Origin of the sequence: Caballeronia sp. LZ043 (assembly GCF_031451075.1) — a bacterium.
Classification (GTDB): domain Bacteria; phylum Pseudomonadota; class Gammaproteobacteria; order Burkholderiales; family Burkholderiaceae; genus Caballeronia.
On record NZ_JARUXT010000057.1, the window covers coordinates 87,896 to 107,417 of the forward strand.

General features: G+C 59.6%; 21 protein-coding genes. 15 read left to right on the forward strand and 6 right to left on the reverse strand.

Features of this window, described 5'->3' with window-relative positions:
* Positions 1-483 precede the first annotated feature (483 nt).
* Together QCE64_RS36905 and QCE64_RS36910 are read right to left on the reverse strand one after the other, a co-directional pair.
* Positions 484-861, reverse strand: coding sequence for a type II toxin-antitoxin system VapC family toxin (locus tag QCE64_RS36905; protein ID WP_310009354.1), 378 nt, complete (start codon positions 859-861; stop codon positions 484-486).
* Positions 861-1,094, reverse strand: coding sequence for a type II toxin-antitoxin system prevent-host-death family antitoxin (locus QCE64_RS36910; RefSeq protein ID WP_310009355.1), 234 nt, complete (start codon positions 1,092-1,094; stop codon positions 861-863). The genes QCE64_RS36905 and QCE64_RS36910 overlap by 1 nt, the downstream gene beginning before the upstream one ends.
* 111 nt (positions 1,095-1,205) lie before the next feature.
* Here QCE64_RS36910 and QCE64_RS38045 point away from each other — a divergent pair, with 111 nt between their 5' ends.
* Entirely contained in the window at positions 1,206-1,367 is a 162-nt protein-coding gene (locus QCE64_RS38045) for a helix-turn-helix domain-containing protein (RefSeq protein WP_404988044.1), read from the forward strand.
* Positions 1,368-1,836: 469 nt separating this feature from the next.
* Here the strand turns inward: QCE64_RS38045 and QCE64_RS36915 are convergent, their stop codons facing one another.
* The 3 genes from QCE64_RS36915 to QCE64_RS36925 all read right to left on the reverse strand — a co-directional run bounded on the left by QCE64_RS36915 (position 1,837) and on the right by QCE64_RS36925 (position 2,939).
* Positions 1,837-2,160 carry a transposase gene (locus tag QCE64_RS36915; protein ID WP_310009356.1) on the reverse strand — a complete coding sequence of 108 codons (324 nt, stop codon included), beginning with the start codon at positions 2,158-2,160 and terminating at the stop codon, positions 1,837-1,839.
* Between the two features lie 33 nt (positions 2,161-2,193).
* Positions 2,194-2,421, reverse strand: coding sequence for a hypothetical protein (locus QCE64_RS36920; RefSeq protein WP_310009357.1), 228 nt, complete (start codon positions 2,419-2,421; stop codon positions 2,194-2,196).
* A gap of 182 nt (positions 2,422-2,603) precedes the next feature.
* Positions 2,604-2,939, reverse strand: coding sequence for a hypothetical protein (locus QCE64_RS36925; RefSeq protein WP_310009358.1), 336 nt, complete (start codon positions 2,937-2,939; stop codon positions 2,604-2,606).
* 117 nt (positions 2,940-3,056) lie between these two features.
* Here QCE64_RS36925 and QCE64_RS36930 point away from each other — a divergent pair, with 117 nt between their 5' ends.
* The 4 genes from QCE64_RS36930 (at position 3,057) to QCE64_RS36945 (ending at position 7,118) form a co-directional block, all read left to right on the forward strand.
* Positions 3,057-3,359 carry a helix-turn-helix domain-containing protein gene (locus tag QCE64_RS36930; protein ID WP_310009359.1) on the forward strand — a complete coding sequence of 101 codons (303 nt, stop codon included), beginning with the start codon at positions 3,057-3,059 and terminating at the stop codon, positions 3,357-3,359.
* A gap of 395 nt (positions 3,360-3,754) precedes the next feature.
* On the forward strand, positions 3,755-4,780 hold the full coding sequence (locus QCE64_RS36935) for an ATP-binding protein (protein WP_310009360.1): 1,026 nt from the start codon (positions 3,755-3,757) through the stop codon (positions 4,778-4,780).
* Between the two features lie 112 nt (positions 4,781-4,892).
* Positions 4,893-5,807, forward strand: coding sequence for a hypothetical protein (locus QCE64_RS36940; protein ID WP_310009361.1), 915 nt, complete (start codon positions 4,893-4,895; stop codon positions 5,805-5,807).
* 9 nt (positions 5,808-5,816) lie between these two features.
* Positions 5,817-7,118 (forward strand): DUF2201 family putative metallopeptidase, encoded by a 1,302-nt coding sequence (locus QCE64_RS36945; protein WP_310009362.1) that lies wholly within the window; start codon positions 5,817-5,819, stop codon positions 7,116-7,118.
* 298 nt (positions 7,119-7,416) lie between these two features.
* Here QCE64_RS36945 and QCE64_RS36950 read toward each other — a convergent pair whose 3' ends face one another.
* A complete protein-coding gene (locus QCE64_RS36950) occupies positions 7,417-9,234 on the reverse strand; it encodes a DUF4153 domain-containing protein (protein ID WP_310009363.1) in 1,818 nt (605 codons plus the stop codon).
* Between the two features lie 54 nt (positions 9,235-9,288).
* Here QCE64_RS36950 and QCE64_RS36955 point away from each other — a divergent pair, with 54 nt between their 5' ends.
* From QCE64_RS36955 to QCE64_RS37000, 10 genes are all read left to right on the forward strand, one after another.
* A complete protein-coding gene (locus QCE64_RS36955; protein WP_310009364.1) occupies positions 9,289-9,471 on the forward strand; it encodes a hypothetical protein in 183 nt (60 codons plus the stop codon).
* 178 nt (positions 9,472-9,649) lie between these two features.
* A complete protein-coding gene (locus QCE64_RS36960) occupies positions 9,650-10,699 on the forward strand; it encodes an ATPase, T2SS/T4P/T4SS family (RefSeq protein WP_310009365.1) in 1,050 nt (349 codons plus the stop codon).
* 14 nt (positions 10,700-10,713) lie between these two features.
* Positions 10,714-11,067, forward strand: a complete 354-nt coding sequence (locus QCE64_RS36965) for a TrbC/VirB2 family protein (RefSeq protein WP_310009366.1) — start codon at positions 10,714-10,716, stop codon at positions 11,065-11,067.
* Positions 11,068-11,113: 46 nt separating this feature from the next.
* Positions 11,114-11,377 (forward strand): conjugal transfer protein, encoded by a 264-nt coding sequence (locus QCE64_RS36970; protein ID WP_404988046.1) that lies wholly within the window; start codon positions 11,114-11,116, stop codon positions 11,375-11,377.
* Complete coding sequence (locus tag QCE64_RS36975) at positions 11,371-13,833, forward strand: type IV secretion system protein VirB4 (RefSeq protein ID WP_310009368.1); 2,463 nt, start codon at positions 11,371-11,373, stop codon at positions 13,831-13,833. Before QCE64_RS36970 ends, QCE64_RS36975 begins: the two co-directional genes overlap by 7 nt.
* 25 nt (positions 13,834-13,858) lie before the next feature.
* The gene (locus tag QCE64_RS36980; RefSeq protein ID WP_310009369.1) at positions 13,859-14,626 is read left to right on the forward strand and encodes a type VI secretion protein; all 768 of its coding nucleotides are present in this window, start codon (positions 13,859-13,861) and stop codon (positions 14,624-14,626) included.
* The gene (locus tag QCE64_RS36985) at positions 14,623-15,645 is read left to right on the forward strand and encodes a type IV secretion system protein (RefSeq protein ID WP_310009370.1); all 1,023 of its coding nucleotides are present in this window, start codon (positions 14,623-14,625) and stop codon (positions 15,643-15,645) included. Before QCE64_RS36980 ends, QCE64_RS36985 begins: the two co-directional genes overlap by 4 nt.
* Positions 15,642-17,024 (forward strand): TraI domain-containing protein, encoded by a 1,383-nt coding sequence (locus QCE64_RS36990; protein WP_310009371.1) that lies wholly within the window; start codon positions 15,642-15,644, stop codon positions 17,022-17,024. Before QCE64_RS36985 ends, QCE64_RS36990 begins: the two co-directional genes overlap by 4 nt.
* Complete coding sequence (gene traD / locus QCE64_RS36995; protein ID WP_310009372.1) at positions 17,021-18,892, forward strand: conjugative transfer system coupling protein TraD; 1,872 nt, start codon at positions 17,021-17,023, stop codon at positions 18,890-18,892. Before QCE64_RS36990 ends, traD begins: the two co-directional genes overlap by 4 nt.
* Before the next feature lie 11 nt (positions 18,893-18,903).
* The gene (locus QCE64_RS37000) at positions 18,904-19,422 is read left to right on the forward strand and encodes a hypothetical protein (protein ID WP_310009373.1); all 519 of its coding nucleotides are present in this window, start codon (positions 18,904-18,906) and stop codon (positions 19,420-19,422) included.
* Positions 19,423-19,522 lie beyond the last annotated feature (100 nt).

A 19,522-nucleotide genomic window follows, 5' to 3' on the forward strand; every position in this document is an offset into this window, starting at 1 on the left:
GTACGAAACCTCAACGCGGAATCGGTGTGGCGCGTGCCTGAAAAAACTGGCCGTTGTATCTTTCAAATAGATAACGCGATTCGCACTATCGTATTGCGATTGCGTCTGAACCTCAAGCTCGCGCCACCCCGTTCCAACTTCACAGCGACTTTCCCCAATCCCAGTCGCGCCCCAATCCCCCCGACACGCTTTCTCTCCACCCGAGCTCATCCCCGCCACAAACAATCGTTGATCCCACACCACCGCTTGCGGTGCGGAGGCGACCAGGCGGGCCGTCTCAGGGTGCGTCAGAGAGTAATCAATGCTGTCGAGTTTGAAGCAAGAGCTTGGGCAAGCGCCTGACACGATCGAATGCGTAGCGTTACGCGGGATCCGAACTAAACCGGGATTGAATCCGGATGGCGGGTTAACGTCTACGCTCTGATAAGTAGCGTGCCGCTGCCTCGAGCACATTCGCCCAATTTCTTTCACTACTGGGGGTAGTTAAACCTTGATGACGAGATCGGTGTACTTCGCGACATGGTCGTCATCAGTGAGCAGGCGAAGCGGCTCCGTGATGGCTTGCGCGATCAGCAGTCGATCGAACGGATCACGATGGATATCAGGAAGATCACGCACTGCTGCGGCGTGCGCTGCGGTAACGGGTAGGTGGGCGAATCCTGCGTCTTCGATCCGCGCCACAAGCTCGTTCACGTCGACGTCAAGCTTGCCCAGTCCCGACTTGATGGAGACTTCCCATATGCTCGCCGCACTGACAAAGACGGCGTCGGCGCTTAGCAATGTGGTCTCGGCTCGCTTAGTGAGCCGCTTGTCTCCGCTCATCGCCCACAAGAAGACATGCGTATCGATGAGCAGGCGCATTACCGCCCCTCGAAGGTGGCGAGAATATCTTCCGGCAACGGTGCATTGAAGTCGCTTGCAATCTTGATCTTGCCTTTCATCAATCCGAGCCGGAGTTTTGGCGATCTTTCAACGGCGACAAGACGAACGACGGGCGTGCCGGCCTTTGCGATGACCACCTCCTCACCACCTACCGCAGCCTCAATCAGGCGCGAAAGCTGAGATTTGGCCTCATGGATGTTGACAGTTTGCATCAGAACTCCGGTGAATAGCCTAGTCTAGCTTAGCTAAGCCTGATAATCAAGCATGGTCCCGCGCAAGCCTAGTCCGCGGCCAATTCATCGAACACGTAGACTGCACGATCCATCGAGTCCGTCGCACGGTTAGCCACGGGAATGTCCGTGTCCGCAATCGCTTTCGAATTCGGATATCGCAATGCGGGCGCATTCAACACCCTGTTTCGGAAATCGATGGGCGAAACGCCGCAACGCTATCTCCGGAGTTCGACGAGCGGTGGCGAAGAATGACCGGCACGCCAAGCATGGTCTTACTGGAAGCGGACATGCAAGGTCCCACCGGCCGCCGACGCTTGGAGCGCGGGTCGGCCATCGAAGGTAGTGCGCGCGACGCGTATGGTCGTGAATTCTGCGAGAAACGCCCGCGGGACGTCCGCGAAAGACGAGCCGAGCTGCGTGGGTAAGCATGGTGTCATCGCAATAAGAGCGGTCGCAATCGGAGATGAATGCGCATCATGCGAATCGACGAACAGAATTTGCTTGATCGCCTGTCGGCCGTCGAATTCGACCTTGAGGAGGTCGTCATGCGTGCAAGGTCATCGGTGGATGCAGTTTCGGCGATCACCGGGCTCTCGTGCGTGTGCTTGCTTTTCACGGGCGTTCCATTTTCGACGACCGTGCCGGGCGATCCAGCGCGCGCAATGCCACGCAGCGCCTCGCCAATGCGATGTCTTGCATGCCGTCCGTTACGCGCCTGGTGTTACGCCGGTGCTGCTTCGAAACGTTTATTGGCCTCGTGCTTCGGCTTTCTTCCGGCGGGCTGCGCGACCGGCGCGGCGATATCAAACATCGTCATAATGGGCTGAATCACTCCGCTTTCTCGCCAGCGGTAATAAGCCCCATAACACGTCGAATACGGCGGATAGATCGCTGGTAACTGCGACCAGCTCACATGATTTTCGCTGACCCAGAGTAATGCGTCGAAAATCGAGCGCAGACGTGGATCGCGATAACACGAGACCTTTGCTTCAACGAGAACGGGACGAATGAGTTCCCATTCCCGGCCAGTAAGTTGGCGTGCCATTTTTATACGGATTTCTATTGTCAAAGTGCAATGTCAATCGCTGTCGCGCACGGAAAGCCCGGTTATGCAGACATATTCATCTTCGACATCGTGGTGTGCGGCCACAATCGACTTGGCGCTCTTGAGCAATCGCGCTTCACGCGCGTGGGCATCGATCCCCGCCGCCACCAGCAACCGGATGGTTTGCTGCCCGATCAACGGATGTCCGTCTTTCTCCTCGACGACGAACGTGACGTCCACTGTGCCAACAAAGTCTTCCATTTTGTTTGTCTCTCAGGTTCTTTGACCTCGCGCAAGCCTGTGGCCGCGCTTTATTTATTCTTTTTTCGGTGCGTTGCGAAGTTTTTCGTCTCTTACGCGCCGTCTCTCGGATTCAAGTCGAGATTAAATAAACCGTCCGAGAATGTCAAATACATTTGACGGTAGAAGTTAAAAGGCCGACGTCAACGTCGTGCGCCCCCGTCGCCGTATAGTCGCTCGTCCTCATCCGGGTAGAGCGCTTCGATCACGCGGCTTAAGTCGACCATCGCGCGATGCGCGTCGTCTCGACCGTTTGCCTCTAAAATGTCGATCAGATCGACGAAGACGCCTAGGAAGTTCGCGGGAACGGCTTCGCTGCGGCCGTCGACGCGCTCCGCATCGGCTTTTGCGTAGAGTGCCAGCGCAAACCGCACCTCCAGTTCGTTGAACTCGGAAGCGGGCAGCGGGTCGGTCAATGCCTCCACGGGACGGGGGGAAAGACGAAGGGGGAATCGAATGACGTGGCGGGAATCCGGCATTGGAAGCTCCAGGATGGCCTGCGGAAACTGAAATCGTCCGCACACTAGTCACCTTGGCAAGCAATCGAAAGTCCCGTTCCGGCTTCACTCCGAATTACGCTTTGTTAGGAGCCGTTAATGAGAAGAGATTGGTTCGAATTGTTCGACGAACTCAAGGCCGTTCACGGATTTCGCAGCGATGCGCAGGTTGCGGAATCTCTCGGTGTAACGCGTTCGCAAATTTCCGCTTGGCGCAACGGTAAATCCGAGCTTGGAACCGTAACCAAACTCCAAATTCTTCACGCACTAGGTCGCGACGACCTTCAATCCGCGCTCGAGAGCTTGCTCGCTGACGAGAATCGATCTGAACGTGAAGCTCGACATCCCGACGAGATTTCAATCGCGCGCCACGTGTCCGAAAGGAACGCGAAAAGGAATTAGACGCGCAATTCGCTCGTCCAGATATCCCCAACCGAGGCAGTGCAACTGCGCATGATTCAACTCGCGACGGATGCATGAGCCGATCTACGACACCGTCTCGACGGGCGCGAGGCTATCGAGGCGCGCTGCAGAGCAGCGTGAAGCTCAAAGAGAATTCGGTTTCGTTGGAACTTGCCCTCGCGTCGTCGCTTCCGACTCGTCGGAAAAAATGAAAGGCACTATGGAAAAGTGAACATTCGGACGCTGCGTCGTCAGCGTGTTCCATAGACTGCAGTTAACACCCGCGTCTCAGACGCATCGACCGCGCCAGCGCACCGCCGGCTCTTTTTTTCGCCCCACAGGGACTTCGTCCCTATGGGCGTCGTCTTTTTCGGGGCTTCTCTTTGGAAGCCATCATGAAAGTCACGCCTGCTCAACTCACCGAGCTCCTCTCGATTTACGTTCCGAAGCGTCTTCCGGTGCTCATCACCGGTCGCCCCGGCATCGGAAAGAGCGACATTGTCGAACAGACCGCGCAAGCGACTGATCACGAACTGCTCATCAGCCACCCGGTGGTCGAGGATCCGACCGACTCGAAAGGGTTGCCGTTTCCCTCGGCCGACGGCGCCACCGCGAAATTCCTGCCCTTCGGGGATCTGGAACGCGCGATGAGTGCCAGACGCCCGCTTATCTGGTTCTTGGATGACCTTGGGCAAGCCTCTCCCGCCGTCCAGGCCGCGAAGATGCAACTGCTGCTCGCGCGACGCGTCGGGGAGCACGTTCTCCCGCCTCAGGTGACGTTTCTGGCGGCGACCAATCGCCGGACGGACAACGCCGGCGTGTCGGGCATCCTCGATCCGGTCATCTCCCGGTTCGCGACCGTGGTCGAACTGGAGCCGTCGATCGACGGTTGGACGCAATGGGCCGTGCGCGAAAACATCCCGCCCGCGCTCATCGCGTTCCTCCGCTTCCGCCCGGATCTGCTTTCCGTGCAGAAGACCTCGCGCGATATCGAGAACGCGCCGAGTCCGCGTAGTTGGGGGTTCGTGGCCAAAACCATGGATGTCATCCCCAAGCATCTGGAGCACATCTCCTACGCAGGATCGGTAGGAGAGGGTGCTGCCACCGAGCTCGTCGCCTTCCTCCAGATCTTCCGCGAGCTACCGCAGCCTGATGCGATTCTGCTCGCACCGAACACGGCGATGATTCCGTCGACGCCGTCGGCGCTCTACGCGATAGCGGCCGCCTTGGCCGCGCGCGCAAGCGATGCGAATTTCGATCGAGTCGTGCGTTACACCGAGCGCCTCATCGAAGATGGGCATCGCGAATTCGCGGCGCTGTTGGTGAGGGACGCAATGCAGCGTTCGCCACGTATCCAGAATTCATACTCATTCATCGTGGCGCAAGGCGGTCCGATCGGTCAGATCATCCGCGGCGAGTAGCGCCCACCAGCATCAATTTTTCCAGCTTTCAGCTCTTGGCCCTGTCGCGTCCCCGCACGCACAGGGCCATTTTTCTTGTTTCAGCCATCCTCTTTCCATACGGAGTTGTCTCATGGACATCACATCCATCCAATCAAAGGTCATGCTGTGTTCGGTCACGATTTCCACCTGGGTTGGCCGCCGATTCGACGGCAAGGTGACCCAGGAGGTCGAGAACAAGCATCATGCGAAGGGCATCGGCAGATTCAACAAGCGTCTGCTCCCCGAGCATGCGCCGAGTTTTGCCGAAGTCGTGACACTTGCCGGTCGCATCCGGTCGTACTTTTACGACCACACTCTGAAATATGACCAACTGGGCGTGCGCCTGCTGCCGACGATGGTCTACATGGACTTCGCCGAAAGGATGCGCTCGTTGAAAGACGAGTTCGACCTGGGGGTGTCCGTTTTCCTGACCGACTACCTCAACCTGAAGGAAGCCGCACGCGACGAGCTCAACGGCTTGTTCAACGAGGCTGATTATCCGACCCTCGCGGAACTGTCCACCAAGTTCGGTGTGAAGATGGCGGTTCTCCCGTTTCCCGACGCCAGCCAGTTTGGCGTCGAGTTGCCAGCGAATGTCCTCACCACGCTCAAAAGCGAGCTAGACCAGCACGTTCTGGCGTCGATCGCCACAGCGAATGACGATCTGGTGCGACGACTGTATGAAGCCGTATCGCAGATGGCCAATCGGCTGTACGCGACAGGCAACGTCCGGCTCGACGTCGCCAACAATGTGCGGGAGCTCTGTGCGCTGCTGCCGAAGCTCAACTTCTCGAACGACCCGCAGCTGACCCATATCCTCGAGCAAGCCAAGACGCATCTGGCCACGCATACGGGTGCGGAACTCAAGGATTCGCGCGTGCTTCGCTCTCAGGTGGCCAGCAAGGCACACGAAATCGAGGGCCTCATGGCGGCGTTCATGGGCATTCATCCCGAGCCGATGGAAGTCGAATCGGCACAGCCGAGCCAGCTTCTTCTTGTCGCATAAGGGGGCATCATGGACCGCGATACAACAGTGTTGGGGGCCATGTCGAGCACTGGCGCGGTTCATCCGCGCATTGCCCGGCAGCGCACCGAGCTGGTTCTGTCCCAGCCGTTCTTTGGGGCGCTCGCGCTCCGATTGAACGTGCGGGAGGATCCGACGGCCAAGACGTTCTGGGTCGACGGTGAGACGCTAGGATACTGCCCCGGCTATCTCGATTCGCTGAGTGATCTCGAGCTGCGTGGTGTCATCGCGCACGAGGTGCTCCACGTCGCAAATGGCCATTGCTGGCGCCAGGGTGCAGGCGATCCGAAGCGGTGGAACGACGCCTGTGACTATGCGATCAATCCGATCGTTTTGTCGTCAGGCATGGTCCTGCCAAAGGGATTGCTGGTCGATCCACGCTACACCGGCAAGTCTGCCGAGGAGATTTACGGGTTGCTGACGCAAGACGAAAAGCAGAAGCAGAATCAGCCTCAACCTCAACCTCAGGCGCCGGAGCCGCAACCTCAAGCGCCGCCGCTTCAGCAAGAGAGCTCATCGGGCCCGCCGTCGCAATCCAACCAGAAGCCGGGCGGATCGAAACGGCCACAGCCTGGGCAGCAGCCTGAACAGCCCGCCGACAACAATCCGGGTTCCTTCGGTGAAGTCCGACCGTACAAAGGCTCGGACAAGCCCGTGAAGGAAGCCGAGTGGAAGGTGGCGGTGACGCAAGCCGCGAAGGCTGCGGCGATGCGGGGGAAGTTGCCGGGCGACCTGCAGGCAATGGCGGGCGAGGCCGTTCGGCCGGTGGTCGACTGGCGGGCCGTGTTGCATCGGTTCGCGCAGCAATCATCTCCAACGGACTACAGTTTCGCTATGCCCAACCGCCGCTATCTGCACCTCGGTTTCTACCTGCCTGCGCTGCACACCCCGGCAATGGGCGACGCGGTGTTCGTGCGGGACTCCAGTGGCTCGGTATTTGACGAGACGCAGGCGCAGTTCGATGCGGAGATCCTCACGGTCTTCCATTCGTTGAAGCCGGCGCGTCTGATCGTTATGGATTGCGATACCCGCGTGACGCAGGTGCAGATTTTCGAGCGGGGTGACTCGCCCGAGATTATGCCGGTGAGGGGCGGCGGCGGGACGGCGTTCGCTGATCCGTTCAATCGGGTCGCACAGGACGGCATGAACCCCGCGTTTCTGGTCTACCTGACGGATATGGTTGGTAAGTTTCCGGCCGTGGGACCGCACTATGCGGTGCTGTGGGCGTCAACCACGCCGCTTGCGCGGGCGCGGAAAGCCCCCTTCGGCGAAACAGTTGAAGTGATGTGTTAGTCCCGGCTGCTCAGGGTCAGTCTCGAAACCGAAGCCCCGCCATGTGCGGGGCTTTTTATGTTTGGGCGACGACCTAGACATCGTTGAAGTTGCGCGCTCAAACAGAGTGGAAGCGCGCTTGTATCTGAGGCGACACTCTTTCGTGGTGCCTTCTCTGAATGAGCGCTCGGGAGAATGCGAACCGTTGCATTGGAAAGCGACGACTCGATCTTGCTCGCAGGGTGAATCGGCACAGAACCCGATTCAGGCAAAGAAAAACGCTCGCGCAAGCAGCGTGGACAACTCCGGCGCCTCATGCTTATTTTGAACATGCGAATTCATGGGTCGGCGTCGCCTCTATTTCGACACGTTGCCCGTTCACCTCGATGTCGCGCAGACGCGGCTCGACCAGCCGAAATGTGCCCTTCGACAACGCATCGCGTATTGCAGCGCAGTTTGGTGCGATCGAGAACTTTCCCGCAAGTTGCCATGCGTCGTCTCCCGCTTGATGGAACACGAACCCGATACTTCCACTGTTCGGAAAAAGCACGACATCGACTTTCCTGTCGCCGGTCAGGTCGACCAGATAGGCGTCGCAGTTCACCGATCCGAAATTCAGACACGCCGGAAGCACTGAGCGTTGCGCCGCGCGCTTCCAATCCGTCGAGAGAAACGAATCTGGGACCCTCACGCCGGGCGTGCGCGAAACGATGTTATTCGCGAGCGTCGCAGCGTCTGGGCGGCTTGCGATCGACTCAGCGCTCTCAGGTTCACTCGCAGCCTTGGCGCTGAGCGTGCGAATTGAGGCGGATCCGGCCGCCTCGGTCTCCTGTTGCAGATGCGCGAGGGCGGTGCGGCCGTATCTGGCGGACCTAAATCGCAGGAAAGCGTAGTCGAATTGATCAGGTTGGATTCTGCCCGCAAGTAGACGACTCACCTGGCTGTTCACCGACAGACGCGCTGGATCGGCCAGCGGCGTGAAGACCGCGATCAGCACCGCGACCGATATCCACGCCGCGACCACATTGACTGGCGCGATGTGCCCGAGCGTGTCGTCGCGGCCGAGAGCCGCCCATGCATAGCCGATCGCGTAGACGGACGCTACGACCGCGCCCGTGCAGGCAAGGACGCGGCGCGGTGTGAGCCCGTACTGCCCAATGCGCAACGCGAGTGCGTAGGCCGCTAGCAGCACGAGCACCGGCAGCAGCAGGCACGCGACGCGCATGCAGATGCGCAATACACGTGGCGATGGGTTGGGCTTCGGGCCGTCCCTGAAGACGGAGTTCAAAAGCACGATCTTCAGCGCCGCGACGCCGAGAAGTATCCACGTGGCCGAGCGCGTCGCCCAAAGCAGATCGAGGCCGGCGAAAGGCAGAGAGCCGAGGAATCCCGCGACAATGACGACGAGCACGAGCAGTAGCCAGGAAAGCAGCGACAACACCAGTGTGCGTGAACCACGGATGATTTCCGGCCGCACGTCGGTGATGTGCAGCGCGGATGCGAACGCCATCGCCGCGACGGGAAGGTCGAACCACGATTCACGCAGGAGCCGTTCCAGGAAGTGCAGCTTGACCAGTAGGAACAGCGCCGCGCCCAGCCGGAGTACGAGAAACAGCGCGCCTGTGAAGAAGGCGGACAGACCTATCTGCAGTCCAAGCTTCCAGCTGATCTCGAAATAGCCATCGTACGGCGCGAACCATGACTGTGCCGCCTCACCGGCAAGAACGAGGCAATAGGCGATGAACACGATTACGCCGCTGTAGAAAATCACGGCCGCCGACGGCAGTACAACGCCGTTGTGGCCGAACGCGTGGACGCCGGTCATTCCGGTGCCCGCGGAACGCCATGCGTCGTGGCATCCGAGGATCAAGACAATGGCGCCGAGCAGGATGGTCCACAGTGCGAGCCGCGGGCCGCGCATGCGCTGAAAGCCCACAACGAGCATTGGCGGAACGAACAGGGCGACGAGAATCAGCGGGAAGAACAGCAGCGGAGTGGTCGCGATGCTGCCGCGCGTGTGTGCGGCGTTCATCAACAGATAGAGTGCCACTCCCTGAAGCAGACCGAAGAGCAGTCGCGGCGCGAAGAGCGTCTGGCCGCGCACGGCCTGTGGCGTGCTTAGTTGATCGTTGTGCATCTTTTTCCCCGTTCAGGCCGATGTGTATTTGTTTTGAGTGCGCGCGAGATTCTCATGCGTGAACGCTCACGCGTACGTTGCGCGAAAAATGCCGGCGAGCAGGCGCGCGATTGCGGCGCGTCCGAAGGCACGGCCCACATCCACGAACGCGGCCGGCCGCGTGATGACGTGCATCTCAGGATAAACGATGGTTCGGGTGAAAGCGATGCGATTTCCGCTGTCTCTCTGCTGATGTGACGCTAACACGTTAGCGGATTCGAGGAGCAGGAAGGTGAGGTTGTGGGATTTCGAAGGCGGCGCCGTCCACAATCACCGCATGGTCCAAAGGCGCCTGATTTGATGCCTCTTTCGGTGCCCATGGGAGCCTGGCTGCTCGAACAATATAGGACATGTTAGATCGCCCACAGATCATCGCATGTCCGATACGTCCGAAAACTCATTGCTGAAGTTGCGACCGCTCGAAGCGGAGGCGGTGCGCATGTTCTTCCAGGCGCTGGCCCCGCTTCGTGAGTTGCTCGATGCGCCCGATCTCGCGGAAATCATGATCAACGACTACCGCAACGTCTGGGTCGAGCGCCGTGGGGTGATGACCCGCGAGAACGTCGGTCTCCGTCCCGAGCATCTCGAAGGGGCAATTCACTCGTTGGCATCATCGGTGGAGAAGTCGGTTAAGGCGGGTAGCGACAAAGGCATCATCAACGCCGGTCACCAGAATCTGCGTATCGCGGCAGTCATGAGCCCGACCTCGATCGACGGCCATGCGCTGAGCATACGGAAGCACCGCGAATCCAAGCTGTCGCTGGCCGACTACGTGAGCATGGGCGCTTTCGCGGCCGCAATCGCGCGGCCCGAATTTGCCGAGGCGATCCATTTTGAGGAAGGTCTCGAGAACGAAGCACTGATGGGCGCGCTCGTCGCGCTCGTGCAGTCACGCAAGAACGTCCTGGTCGCGGGCGGTACCTCCGCCGGCAAGACGACGTTCCTCAATGCGCTGATCGAGCAGATCCCGGCGGACCAACGCGTCATTTCGATTGAAGACACGATGGAGCTGAAGCTGCACGTGCCCAACCGCGTGCGTTTGCTCTCGAACGCTGACACGAACGTGACGACGCAACTACTTGTCGCCCTCTGCCTGCGCTTTCGCCCCGACCGAATCATAGTCGGCGAAGTACGGGGAGGCGAGGCCTACGACCTTTTGCAGGCGCTCAATACCGGTCACGACGGCGGGCTCGCCTCGATCCACGCGAACAACGCGCGGACCGCACTGAGCCGGCTCGAATCGCTCGCCATGCTCGGCATTCCAACCGGCTCACGGTGGGAACTGGAGGATATGCGCAAGAACATCGCCGACTGCTTCAACTACGTGGTGCATTTCAGGCGCACGGGCGAGATGCGGCACGTGTCCGAGATCCTCGAGATCCGCGGCTTCAAAGACAACGATTACGACCTACAACGGGTTTTTTAACGGGAAGACATCAAATGAAGGGCAAGAAATTTTTGAATCACGCGGCGGCAATTAGCAAACGCCTGCGTGTGGGCAAGCCGATGCTCGTCGGAGCGCTCCTAAGCGTCATGTCGGTGGCCGCAATGGCGGCCGGCGACTACTCGTCGCTCACCGGTCTGACGGACATCATCTGCACGATCAGCAACCTGATCAGCGGCCCGTATCTGTACGGGATCGGCATCGTGCTGATCACGCTCGGCGGCGTGGCGGTGGCCAACTCGGAAAGCAATATCGCCAAGACGTTCTCCGTGGTGCTGATCGGCCTGGGCATCGCGTCGGTCGCGGTGCCCATCATGCGCGATCACTTCCATATGGCCGTCGCCTGCTGACATGCGCCAGCACAAGGTGAGTAGAGGACTTTCGCTACCGCGCCAGATGGGCGGGGCAGACCGGGGACTCGCGATCTTCAACGGGACGCTGACGGCGTTGCTCTGCTACACGAGCTGGAGCCCGGCGTTCCTGATCGTCGGCGTCATCGTGCATTTTTTTCTGCGCTGGAAGAGTTCGACCGATCCGTGGTGGCGGATCGTCATGCTCGTCTATAACCGCTATCCGGACGTGTATGAGCCCGGACCTAGCGCGAGGTTCAGCGCGCGATTCAAGCGGCCGTACGGGTTCGACCAGGATCTGCCATGTTGAAGATGACGTTCACGAAGCGCGCGGTGCAGGAGATTGCACCGTGGGCAACGTTCGTGACGCCCGAACTGGTCCTCAACAAGGACGGGTCGCTTCTGACGGTGTTCGAGTTCGAAGGGATCGACGCAGATTCACCCAATCCCGGCGACATCACGGCCGCGCGGGACAACCTGGACCATGCGTGCCGCAACTTCGACCACCGTGTGACCGCATGGTGGCGCATGTCGCATCGCCGCGTGAAGGGCGGCATCGACGGTGAGTTCTCGGCCGCGTCTTCCGCACGCATCGACGCTATCAATCAGGCCAACATCGGGAGCGGCAATTTCTTCGAAAATGCCCATTCGCTTGCCTTGGCGTTCACGCCAGAGACTGGAATTTCCCGAATCTTCGACAAAATCAGCTACCACATGACGGTTGGGGGCCAGAATCTGTTCGCCGCGATGTTCGAGGTGGCGAAAGACACTATCCTCGCTCGCAGCGCCTTTGCCTTTGATTTGACGAAGATTCAAAACGAGATCAAGCGGTTCGAGTCCGTGATCGATGGCTTTGTGGGAGGTGTGACACGGCTCAAGATGAAGAGGCTCCAGTTGCAAAACGCACTGGCGTTCCTGCACCAGCGAGCGAATCCGTCAGCGCCCAAGCGACGTGTGCGCTATCCGGTCACCATGCTCGATACGCACCTGACGGAGACTGAAGTCACGATCGGTGCGACCGAATTGATGTTCGAGTCGGCGCACGGCAAGGTGTATGCGCGCATCATCGGCGTGAAAGAGTGGATGGGCTTTCAAGAGGCGGCTCTCGATGTGCTCGCGCAGGTCGATGCGGAACTGGACGTCTGCGTGATGTTCCGCTTCCTCGATACGTCGCGCGCGAGCAGCTACATCAAGAAGATTCGGGGCTTTTACAAGGTGGCGGCCTTCAATCCGGCCGCGATCTTGAAGCAGTGGGCAACGAAAGAGGAGCAAAAAAACGATGAGGGTCGCGAGCTGCTGGCCAAAGAGGCCGGCGACGCGCTTGCGAAGCTCGATGCCGAGGGCCAACAGTATGGGTTCGCGAATATCTCCATCGTGGTGTACGGCAACACGCCCGAGGAATGCGAGGATGCGACGCGCCAGGTAGTCGGTGTGATCGGGAATGCGGGCTTCGGGGTCATCCTGGAGAAGACGAACCTGTTCGCCTCATGGAGCGCAACGCTGCCCGGCCGATGGGATCAGCAAAAGCGGCTTCAGTTCGTCGAAACGCCGGCGGTGTCCGATATCGCGCCGTTGTGCAGCGTCGGAGAGGGCTCCAAGGTGAACGAGTGGCTGACGCAGCAGTCGGGGAAAAAGACCGGCCCGCTGACGTGCCTCCCGACCCGCTACCGGACGCTGCAGTACCTCGATCTGCATCACCCGGGCGGGAAGGGCCACCTCTTGGTCGTCGGCCCGATCGGGGCTGGTAAGTCGATCATCCTCAATTTCATTGTCGAGCAGACGGACCGGCACGGTGCGCGCCGCATTCGCTTCGACAAGGATCGATCGACGCGGATTCCGACCATGCTGGGCGACGGCCGATTTATCGACGCGACGGGCCGCTTCGAGGCGGCGACGTCCGTCAATCCGCTCTCATTGATCGGGGACGAAAAGCATTGGCCGTATGTGGCGGACTGGGTCAAGCTTGTCATCGAAGGCGCGGACTACACCTGCACGCCGCAGCAGGAAACAGAAATCTTCGAACGGATCCGCACGCTCGCGAAAGCATACCCGCCGGATACCTGGCGCCTGTCAGGCTTGATCACCCTTCTGTCGTCGGATCTTCGGGACCGGCTGTTCGTGTGGACGGACGGGCAGAAGAATGGTCGCTTCTTCGATCATATCGAAGACGGATTCGCGATCTCCGACAATCTCTCGATCGAAATGGGAGACCTGTTCCAGAACTTCCCGGTCGCGGCCGCCCTGTTCATGGATTACGCGTTCTACCGGATTGCCCAGATTCTTGACGGCAAGCGCTACACCGTCATCGAGATCGAGGAGGCGGGGTTCTTCTTCACCTACCCGAAATTTTATGCGCGGCTGGAAATTTGGGCAGTCACCATCAGAAAGCTGAACGCGGTATTGCTCATGGCGACGCAATCGCTGGGACAGCTGGCACGGGTACCGAATTTCGAGATTCTCAAAGAGAACGTCCCGAACATCATCTATCTGCCCAACAGCGACGCGATCAACAACCAGACGCTCTATCGCGACATCTTCGGGCTCACACAGCACCAGATTCGAATGATCTCGGAAGCCGTTCCCAATCGCGATTATCTGCTGGTCACGGCAACCCTCACGCGGATGCTGCAGGCACAGTTCCCGAAGGAGGCGCTTGCGTATCTTCGTTCGGACGGCCGCGCACAGGCGCTGCTGGACAAGCACGTAAAGTCGGGCAACACACACTGGAAAGAAGACTATGTGCGTGACGTGCTCGCGAACGCGTAACTGCTATCACAAGGAAAATCGAAAAATGATGAAAAAGATCCTGCGCAGCATCGTTGCGACCGGGGTGCTGACGATTGGTCTCTTGCAACACGCACATGCAAATCTCCCTGTGTTCGATGCCTCGAACTTCATCCAGAACACGGCGACCGCGATCGCAGCGGTGAAAGGGGAGGCCTATCAGGACAGCAACCTGATCTATCAGTATCAGATGATGCTCAATCAACTGAAGCAGGCGACCTCCCTCGATCCGTCGGCAATGATGGCGCAGCTGAAAAGCATCACGGGTGACATCACTGACCTCTCGAAGTACAGCGATGCGCTGAAGGATCTGTATGGCGGGCTCCAGAGCAACGCCGAGTATGCGAGCCACGTGCAGTCGTTGATCACTCAATCCGGGAAGACGTCGGATCAGTGGTTCACCGATCAGAACACGCTCCTTCAGAACAACGACAAGACGGCCAAGCAGTTGTTCCAGCAAGGCAATGACGTTATCTCGCATGTTGGGGCGCTTGCGAAGCGTCGTCAGGAGATTCAGGACCAGCTGAATATGTCGCCGACAATGGAGGCGACCGCAGCGCTCACGACGCACATGCTCGACATCATCTCGAGTCAAAACAGTGACCTGCTCTCCATGATGGCAGCAAAACAACGGAACGACGCGATCAAGGATTCGGCGAGCGTCGCAGACCAGAAGGAGAACAGCGCGGTGCAAGCGGCACTGAAAACGCAGCAGGACCGCGAACGGGCCGCCTATAACGCACAGATCGGTGCTTCGCCGGTGTTGGGGCAATGACGATGCGTTCTCCCTATCACTTCGTTCGTGTCGTTTTTCTGCTGATGTCGGTGGCAGTCGGCGCGATCTGCTTACCGCAGAGTGCCGCTGCGCAGACAAACGCCGCGCCTACTAGCGGTACGGGGGCGGGGCAGGGCACGGTCCTCGTCAGCCCGAACGGCGACTTCGGTGCCGGTGCCGCTCAGGCCGCCCAACAGATCGATTCGTTGCTGGGTAGCATCATTCCGAGCGCGGTGGATGCAAGCAACTCCGTGATGCCCGAGGCGAACAAGTTTGCCTGGGGTTTGGGGGTGATCTCGCTCGTGCTCGTCGGGATCCGATTCGCCGGCACGCACCACCCAGTGGCCGCGTGGGTCAACGTGTTCGAAGAGCTGGCTATTCTAGGCATATTTGTCGCGCTCTATCTGGGTTACACCTCGATCGCAACGGGCTTCTGGACGTGGTTCCAGCAGTTGGCAACGAGCATAGGCGGATCGCAGGATGGAGCCACCGGGGCCGCGATGGCGCGGTTGGCGGGCGTGGTTTTTGACGCAATCAAGACCAAACTGTCGACCGTCACGCTCTGGAATCTCCCGGCGCTGCTAGCAGACTCAATCGCGCTCATCCTCGCGGCCTGCCTCATGTGTATCGCGTCCGTGATCTTCGTGTATTACACGGCGGTCGGGAAGATCCAAGCGGCCATCGGAATCGTCCTTGGTCCCATTGCGCTTGCGTTGGGATTTTCGTCCTATACGCGCAATTATTTCGTGAAATGGCTCGACTGGATGATCAGCGCGGGGATGTATGTGGTGATCGTGGCGATCCTGTTCAAGCTGATCGGTGCCTCGATCGTCTCTGCCGTGAACAAGGCATCTGACGTGGGCGGATCGACCGTGCTCAACGGAGCCTACATCTTCAATCTTGCGGTTTTCATCCTTCTTCTGTCGTTCGAGATACCGAAGCTCGCGACTGTCTTCGGGGGTGGTGCCACGGCGTCCGGAACCAGTGCTTTGAAGCTCGCGTCAAGGATGATCCCGTGACCGTCAATCATGATCCGATAGCAGCGGAAGACCTCTTCGCGTCGCACCAGAAGCGCATCGAACTTGTGCGTCAGTGTGCAAACGAGAGCGCGGAGTCGGAGTTCGCACGGAAGTGGCTGTCCGTGCTCCGCCGGTGTGCCGAGTGGTACTCGTCGTTGCCGCTCACGCCCACGCTGCACTGCGAGCCAGGTGGCGCGTTCCGTGCCACCATCGAGTCGACTTTCTACGCGATGCGGCTTGCCGGGGGGCAGAAGTTTGCGGCGGATTTGACCTCGGAGAAGCGCCGAAAGTTGGAGCCGCAGTACAACTACGCTGTGTTCCTTGCGGCCGCATGCTCGTTGCTTGACGAGCCGTTTCGCCACTTCGAGTGCATCCGGCAGTCGGATCGGCAGACGTGGAATCCTGCCGCCCACGGCCCGTTCGGAACGTGGATCGGGCGGAGGCCCTACGCAGTGGAACGCCGCCCAACGCCACTCAAGGCAGAGCGAATGCGCACGGCGATGTTTGGGCAGACGATCATCACGCACGAACTGCTCGAAGGACTCGATACAGCGGTGCTGTCCGACCTGTTCAACGCGATCAATCCAGAACGCAGCCCGCAAGGGTTCGAAGCCTTGGCGCATAAGGTTGTCCGGCAAGCAATGGACGTTTCTGTGAATTTTGAGGAGAAGGCGCAGCGCGGCGTCTTCGCGCCGGTGAAATTCGACGTTCCATCCGCGGTCCATGTCGCACTTGAGCTTGAACCGCAGATGGTGTCATCGGTTCCTGCCGCCGCTTCGGTCCACTCCGCCGCTAGACCAGCCCAGCCTGCTCCGACCGAACAGGTCGAACAAGCCGAACACGCCGGCCAAGCCGCACGCACGGCCGGCACGTCGCCGCACGCCGGCGCACCTGACGCCGGCGCCGCAGTCGCCGGCCCACAGCTTTCTCAGTCGTTGCTCGATGCGTTGGAGCGCAGCGAAGCGCAGGCCGTTGCCGCGGCCACGACTGAGCCCGCACGTCCATCGCCGGCAGAACCACCGACGTCGCCGCGCTCCGCACCTGTCGATCCTGCTGCGGCCGGGGCGCCTGTGCGAGCGTCGTCGGCCAAGGCCGGTCCGTCCGACGAGGAACTGAACGAGGTGTTGGGGCCAGGCGCTGCGATGATGAAGGAGTTTTTCAAAGCGCTCGCCGGCGACGTGGCGGCGGGCAAGGCCAAGGTTGTGTGGGAGGAAAAGGGGCTTGTCGTGCAAAAGCGGCTCGTTGGCGCCTACGGCATGACCAGCGACACGCTAGTCGAACAACTCAGGAAGCGCAGCCTCTTGCTGCGCGCGCACGGCACCGACATCTGCGTCGTCGAGCGTGCCGGCCGCTTGATCTCGGAGCGACCGACGCCATGAAATACGTCAACCATTTTCGCCCGATTTACGAGTTTCGACCGCTGCTGCTTTGGCCGGTCGTGATTGTGGGCATCCTGAGTTCAGGCATGCCGTGTGGGTGGGCATTTTCACTCGCCGGCATCGTGCCGATGGTGGTTCGTGGCATGCAGGTCTGGCAGGCGTTGAGCTTCCGAATGGCGATTTCGACCAAGTGGCTCAGCAAGATCCAGATCAACAAACTGCTGACGACGCAGAGCCAAATGAAGCAGCAAGTGGACTCGATGTATCTCGGTATCGGGTTCGAGTGGACACAAAAGCACACCCAGATCGCCCACGAAATCCTCCGCATGCCGGTGACGGACATTCCGTCGCTGCCGAAATGGCTGTCGAAGACGGAGATCGGGCGTCGCGTCGAGACGCGCATCGAACGGATCTTCCGACCGCGCGACAGCATCCGCGATCGCATGCCGCAGGGGTCGTCGTGGATCCACGGTATGGAGCCGAAGAAGGTTCGCGTACCCTTTCACTACAAGGCGATGGGCGGTCACACCTTGGTGGCCGGCACGACCGGCGCGGGCAAGACCCGGACGTACGAGGTGGTCTCGACGCAGGTCATCCACAACCCGAAAGACGTGCTCATCATCGTCGATCCCAAGAACGATGCCGAATGGAAACTGCGCGTCGAGAAAGAGTGCGCTCGCAGCGGTCGCAAGTTCCTTTACTTCAATCAGGCGAAGCCCAACGAGTCGATCCGGCTCAATCCGCTGGAGAACTGGTCGCAACCCTCTGAGGTCCCGTCGCGGGTCGCACAGTTGATGGAGGAAGGGCCTTTCCGGGACTTTGCGTTCCTTTTCATCGACCGCGCGGTAAAAGGGGAACTGTTCGTCGGCGATAAGCCCAATCTGCGCACCATCCTGAAATACGCTCAATCCGGTGTCGGAACGTTGCTGGAGCGCTGTCTTCGTCGCTTCTTCGTGGAGAAAGGAGTCACGAACTGGGAAGAGTTGACCGTTGCGGCAACCGTCAAGGATGCACAGCGCCGCAATGACGTCTCGCTGGTCGACGGCATGGCCAAGTTGTACCTGGACCGTTTCGCCGCGCATGACAACGGACATGAAACGATCGATGGGTTGATCGCGACCCACACGCACGATCGTGAGCATTACATGCGCATCATCGCGTCCGTGATGCCGCTGCTTCAAATGTTGGCAACGGGCGAGACTGGGCTCATGCTGGCGCCCAAGGCTGATGACTTTGAGGACGAGCGGGAAATCTGGGACATCGACAAGGTCATCAAGCAGCGGGCCGTCCTGTACATGGGGCTGGACTCGCTGTCCAACAACATCGTGCAGAAAGCGATCGCGTCGATGGTCCTGACGGACGTTGCGGCGGTCTGCGGGTCGATCTACAACTTTTACACTGAGATTCCCGATGTCGTGTTGATCATCGACGAAATCGCGGAAGCCATCAACGAACAGGTGATTCAGATCCTGAACAAGGGGCGCGGCGCGGGTTTCAAGGCGTTCGTGGCCTTCCAGGCGCGCGCCGACGTGGAAGCCAAGCTCGGAAATGCAGCGAAAATGCTGCAGGTTTTGGGCAATTTGAACAACCAGATAGTCCTTAGACTTGAAGACTCCGATACAGCGAAGTGGTTCTCAGACAAAGTCGGGGAGACGGCAATCCGGGTGGTCAATGTGTCGAACACGACAAACACGACGACCGAAGCTCATGCGCTGGAGTTCAGTGGGTCGCAGTCGCGCTCGCTGCAACTTGAGAAGGTGCCGTTGATACCCGTACGGCTGATTCACAGCCTGCCGAACTTGCAGTACTTCATGCGCATCTCAGGGGGCGCCGTGTATCAAGGTCGAATTCCCATCATCGAAGGCTAACCTTTCAGACTATGTCGGCTGCATACAAAAACATCATTCGCGATCACAAGCTCTCACATAAGCTGGTGCCGGTCTTCAACGTGGCGCCGGAGCTGGAACTCGCCTGTTCACGAGTGGCCGCTTTCATCGGCGAGCGATTCATGGGAAACAAGCAACTTTTGTCCGCGGAGATGATTGAGTCGGCGCTCGACGGATTCAAGCGGGCGAAGCGCGCGGGAAACGCCCACGTTGCCTTCATGCAGGGCCTGTTCGAGCCCGCAAAGCTGCTTTACGCGCGTCGGTATGTCGCTCGACGCGGCGATCACGTCGCAGTGTGGTGTCCGATGGTGGATGCTATCCCAGCATTTGAGGAAAGGCACGCCAACCACGATTTCGAGATGGTCGACGAGCGGTGCCCGGAGCACATTACCGAGCGAACCGCCGCCTTCCAGCTGGCTTCGCGCACGTTGGAGGGCGAGGCGTTCCGCCGCTATTTTGAGGATTACGATGTCGCTCACCGTTACGATCATAGCGAAGCTCTCGAGGGTTGATGCTCACACCGCTCAACGCGCATGCGACACGGCAAGCGCGTTCGACGGTGAAATCAACGCACAGGTGCCAGAGGTTTTCACCTATGGTTCTGGTGCACGT

Bases quoted from the DNA above. Each gene is read 5' to 3' on its own strand.
- QCE64_RS36905 (WP_310009354.1), bottom strand. From the start codon at position 861: ATGCGCCTGCTCATCGATACGCATGTCTTCTTGTGGGCGATGAGCGGA.
- QCE64_RS36910 (WP_310009355.1), bottom strand. From the start codon at position 1,094: ATGCAAACTGTCAACATCCATGAGGCCAAATCTCAGCTTTCGCGCCTG.
- QCE64_RS36915 (WP_310009356.1), bottom strand. From the start codon at position 2,160: ATGGCACGCCAACTTACTGGCCGGGAATGGGAACTCATTCGTCCCGTT.
- QCE64_RS36920 (WP_310009357.1), bottom strand. From the start codon at position 2,421: ATGGAAGACTTTGTTGGCACAGTGGACGTCACGTTCGTCGTCGAGGAG.
- QCE64_RS36925 (WP_310009358.1), bottom strand. From the start codon at position 2,939: ATGCCGGATTCCCGCCACGTCATTCGATTCCCCCTTCGTCTTTCCCCC.
- QCE64_RS36930 (WP_310009359.1), top strand. From the start codon at position 3,057: ATGAGAAGAGATTGGTTCGAATTGTTCGACGAACTCAAGGCCGTTCAC.
- QCE64_RS36935 (WP_310009360.1), top strand. From the start codon at position 3,755: ATGAAAGTCACGCCTGCTCAACTCACCGAGCTCCTCTCGATTTACGTT.
- QCE64_RS36940 (WP_310009361.1), top strand. From the start codon at position 4,893: ATGGACATCACATCCATCCAATCAAAGGTCATGCTGTGTTCGGTCACG.
- QCE64_RS36945 (WP_310009362.1), top strand. From the start codon at position 5,817: ATGGACCGCGATACAACAGTGTTGGGGGCCATGTCGAGCACTGGCGCG.
- QCE64_RS36950 (WP_310009363.1), bottom strand. From the start codon at position 9,234: ATGCACAACGATCAACTAAGCACGCCACAGGCCGTGCGCGGCCAGACG.
- QCE64_RS36955 (WP_310009364.1), top strand. From the start codon at position 9,289: ATGCGTGAACGCTCACGCGTACGTTGCGCGAAAAATGCCGGCGAGCAG.
- QCE64_RS36960 (WP_310009365.1), top strand. From the start codon at position 9,650: ATGTCCGATACGTCCGAAAACTCATTGCTGAAGTTGCGACCGCTCGAA.
- QCE64_RS36965 (WP_310009366.1), top strand. From the start codon at position 10,714: ATGAAGGGCAAGAAATTTTTGAATCACGCGGCGGCAATTAGCAAACGC.
- QCE64_RS36970 (WP_404988046.1), top strand. From the start codon at position 11,114: ATGGGCGGGGCAGACCGGGGACTCGCGATCTTCAACGGGACGCTGACG.
- QCE64_RS36975 (WP_310009368.1), top strand. From the start codon at position 11,371: ATGTTGAAGATGACGTTCACGAAGCGCGCGGTGCAGGAGATTGCACCG.
- QCE64_RS36980 (WP_310009369.1), top strand. From the start codon at position 13,859: ATGATGAAAAAGATCCTGCGCAGCATCGTTGCGACCGGGGTGCTGACG.
- QCE64_RS36985 (WP_310009370.1), top strand. From the start codon at position 14,623: ATGACGATGCGTTCTCCCTATCACTTCGTTCGTGTCGTTTTTCTGCTG.
- traD (WP_310009372.1), top strand. From the start codon at position 17,021: ATGAAATACGTCAACCATTTTCGCCCGATTTACGAGTTTCGACCGCTG.
- QCE64_RS37000 (WP_310009373.1), top strand. From the start codon at position 18,904: ATGTCGGCTGCATACAAAAACATCATTCGCGATCACAAGCTCTCACAT.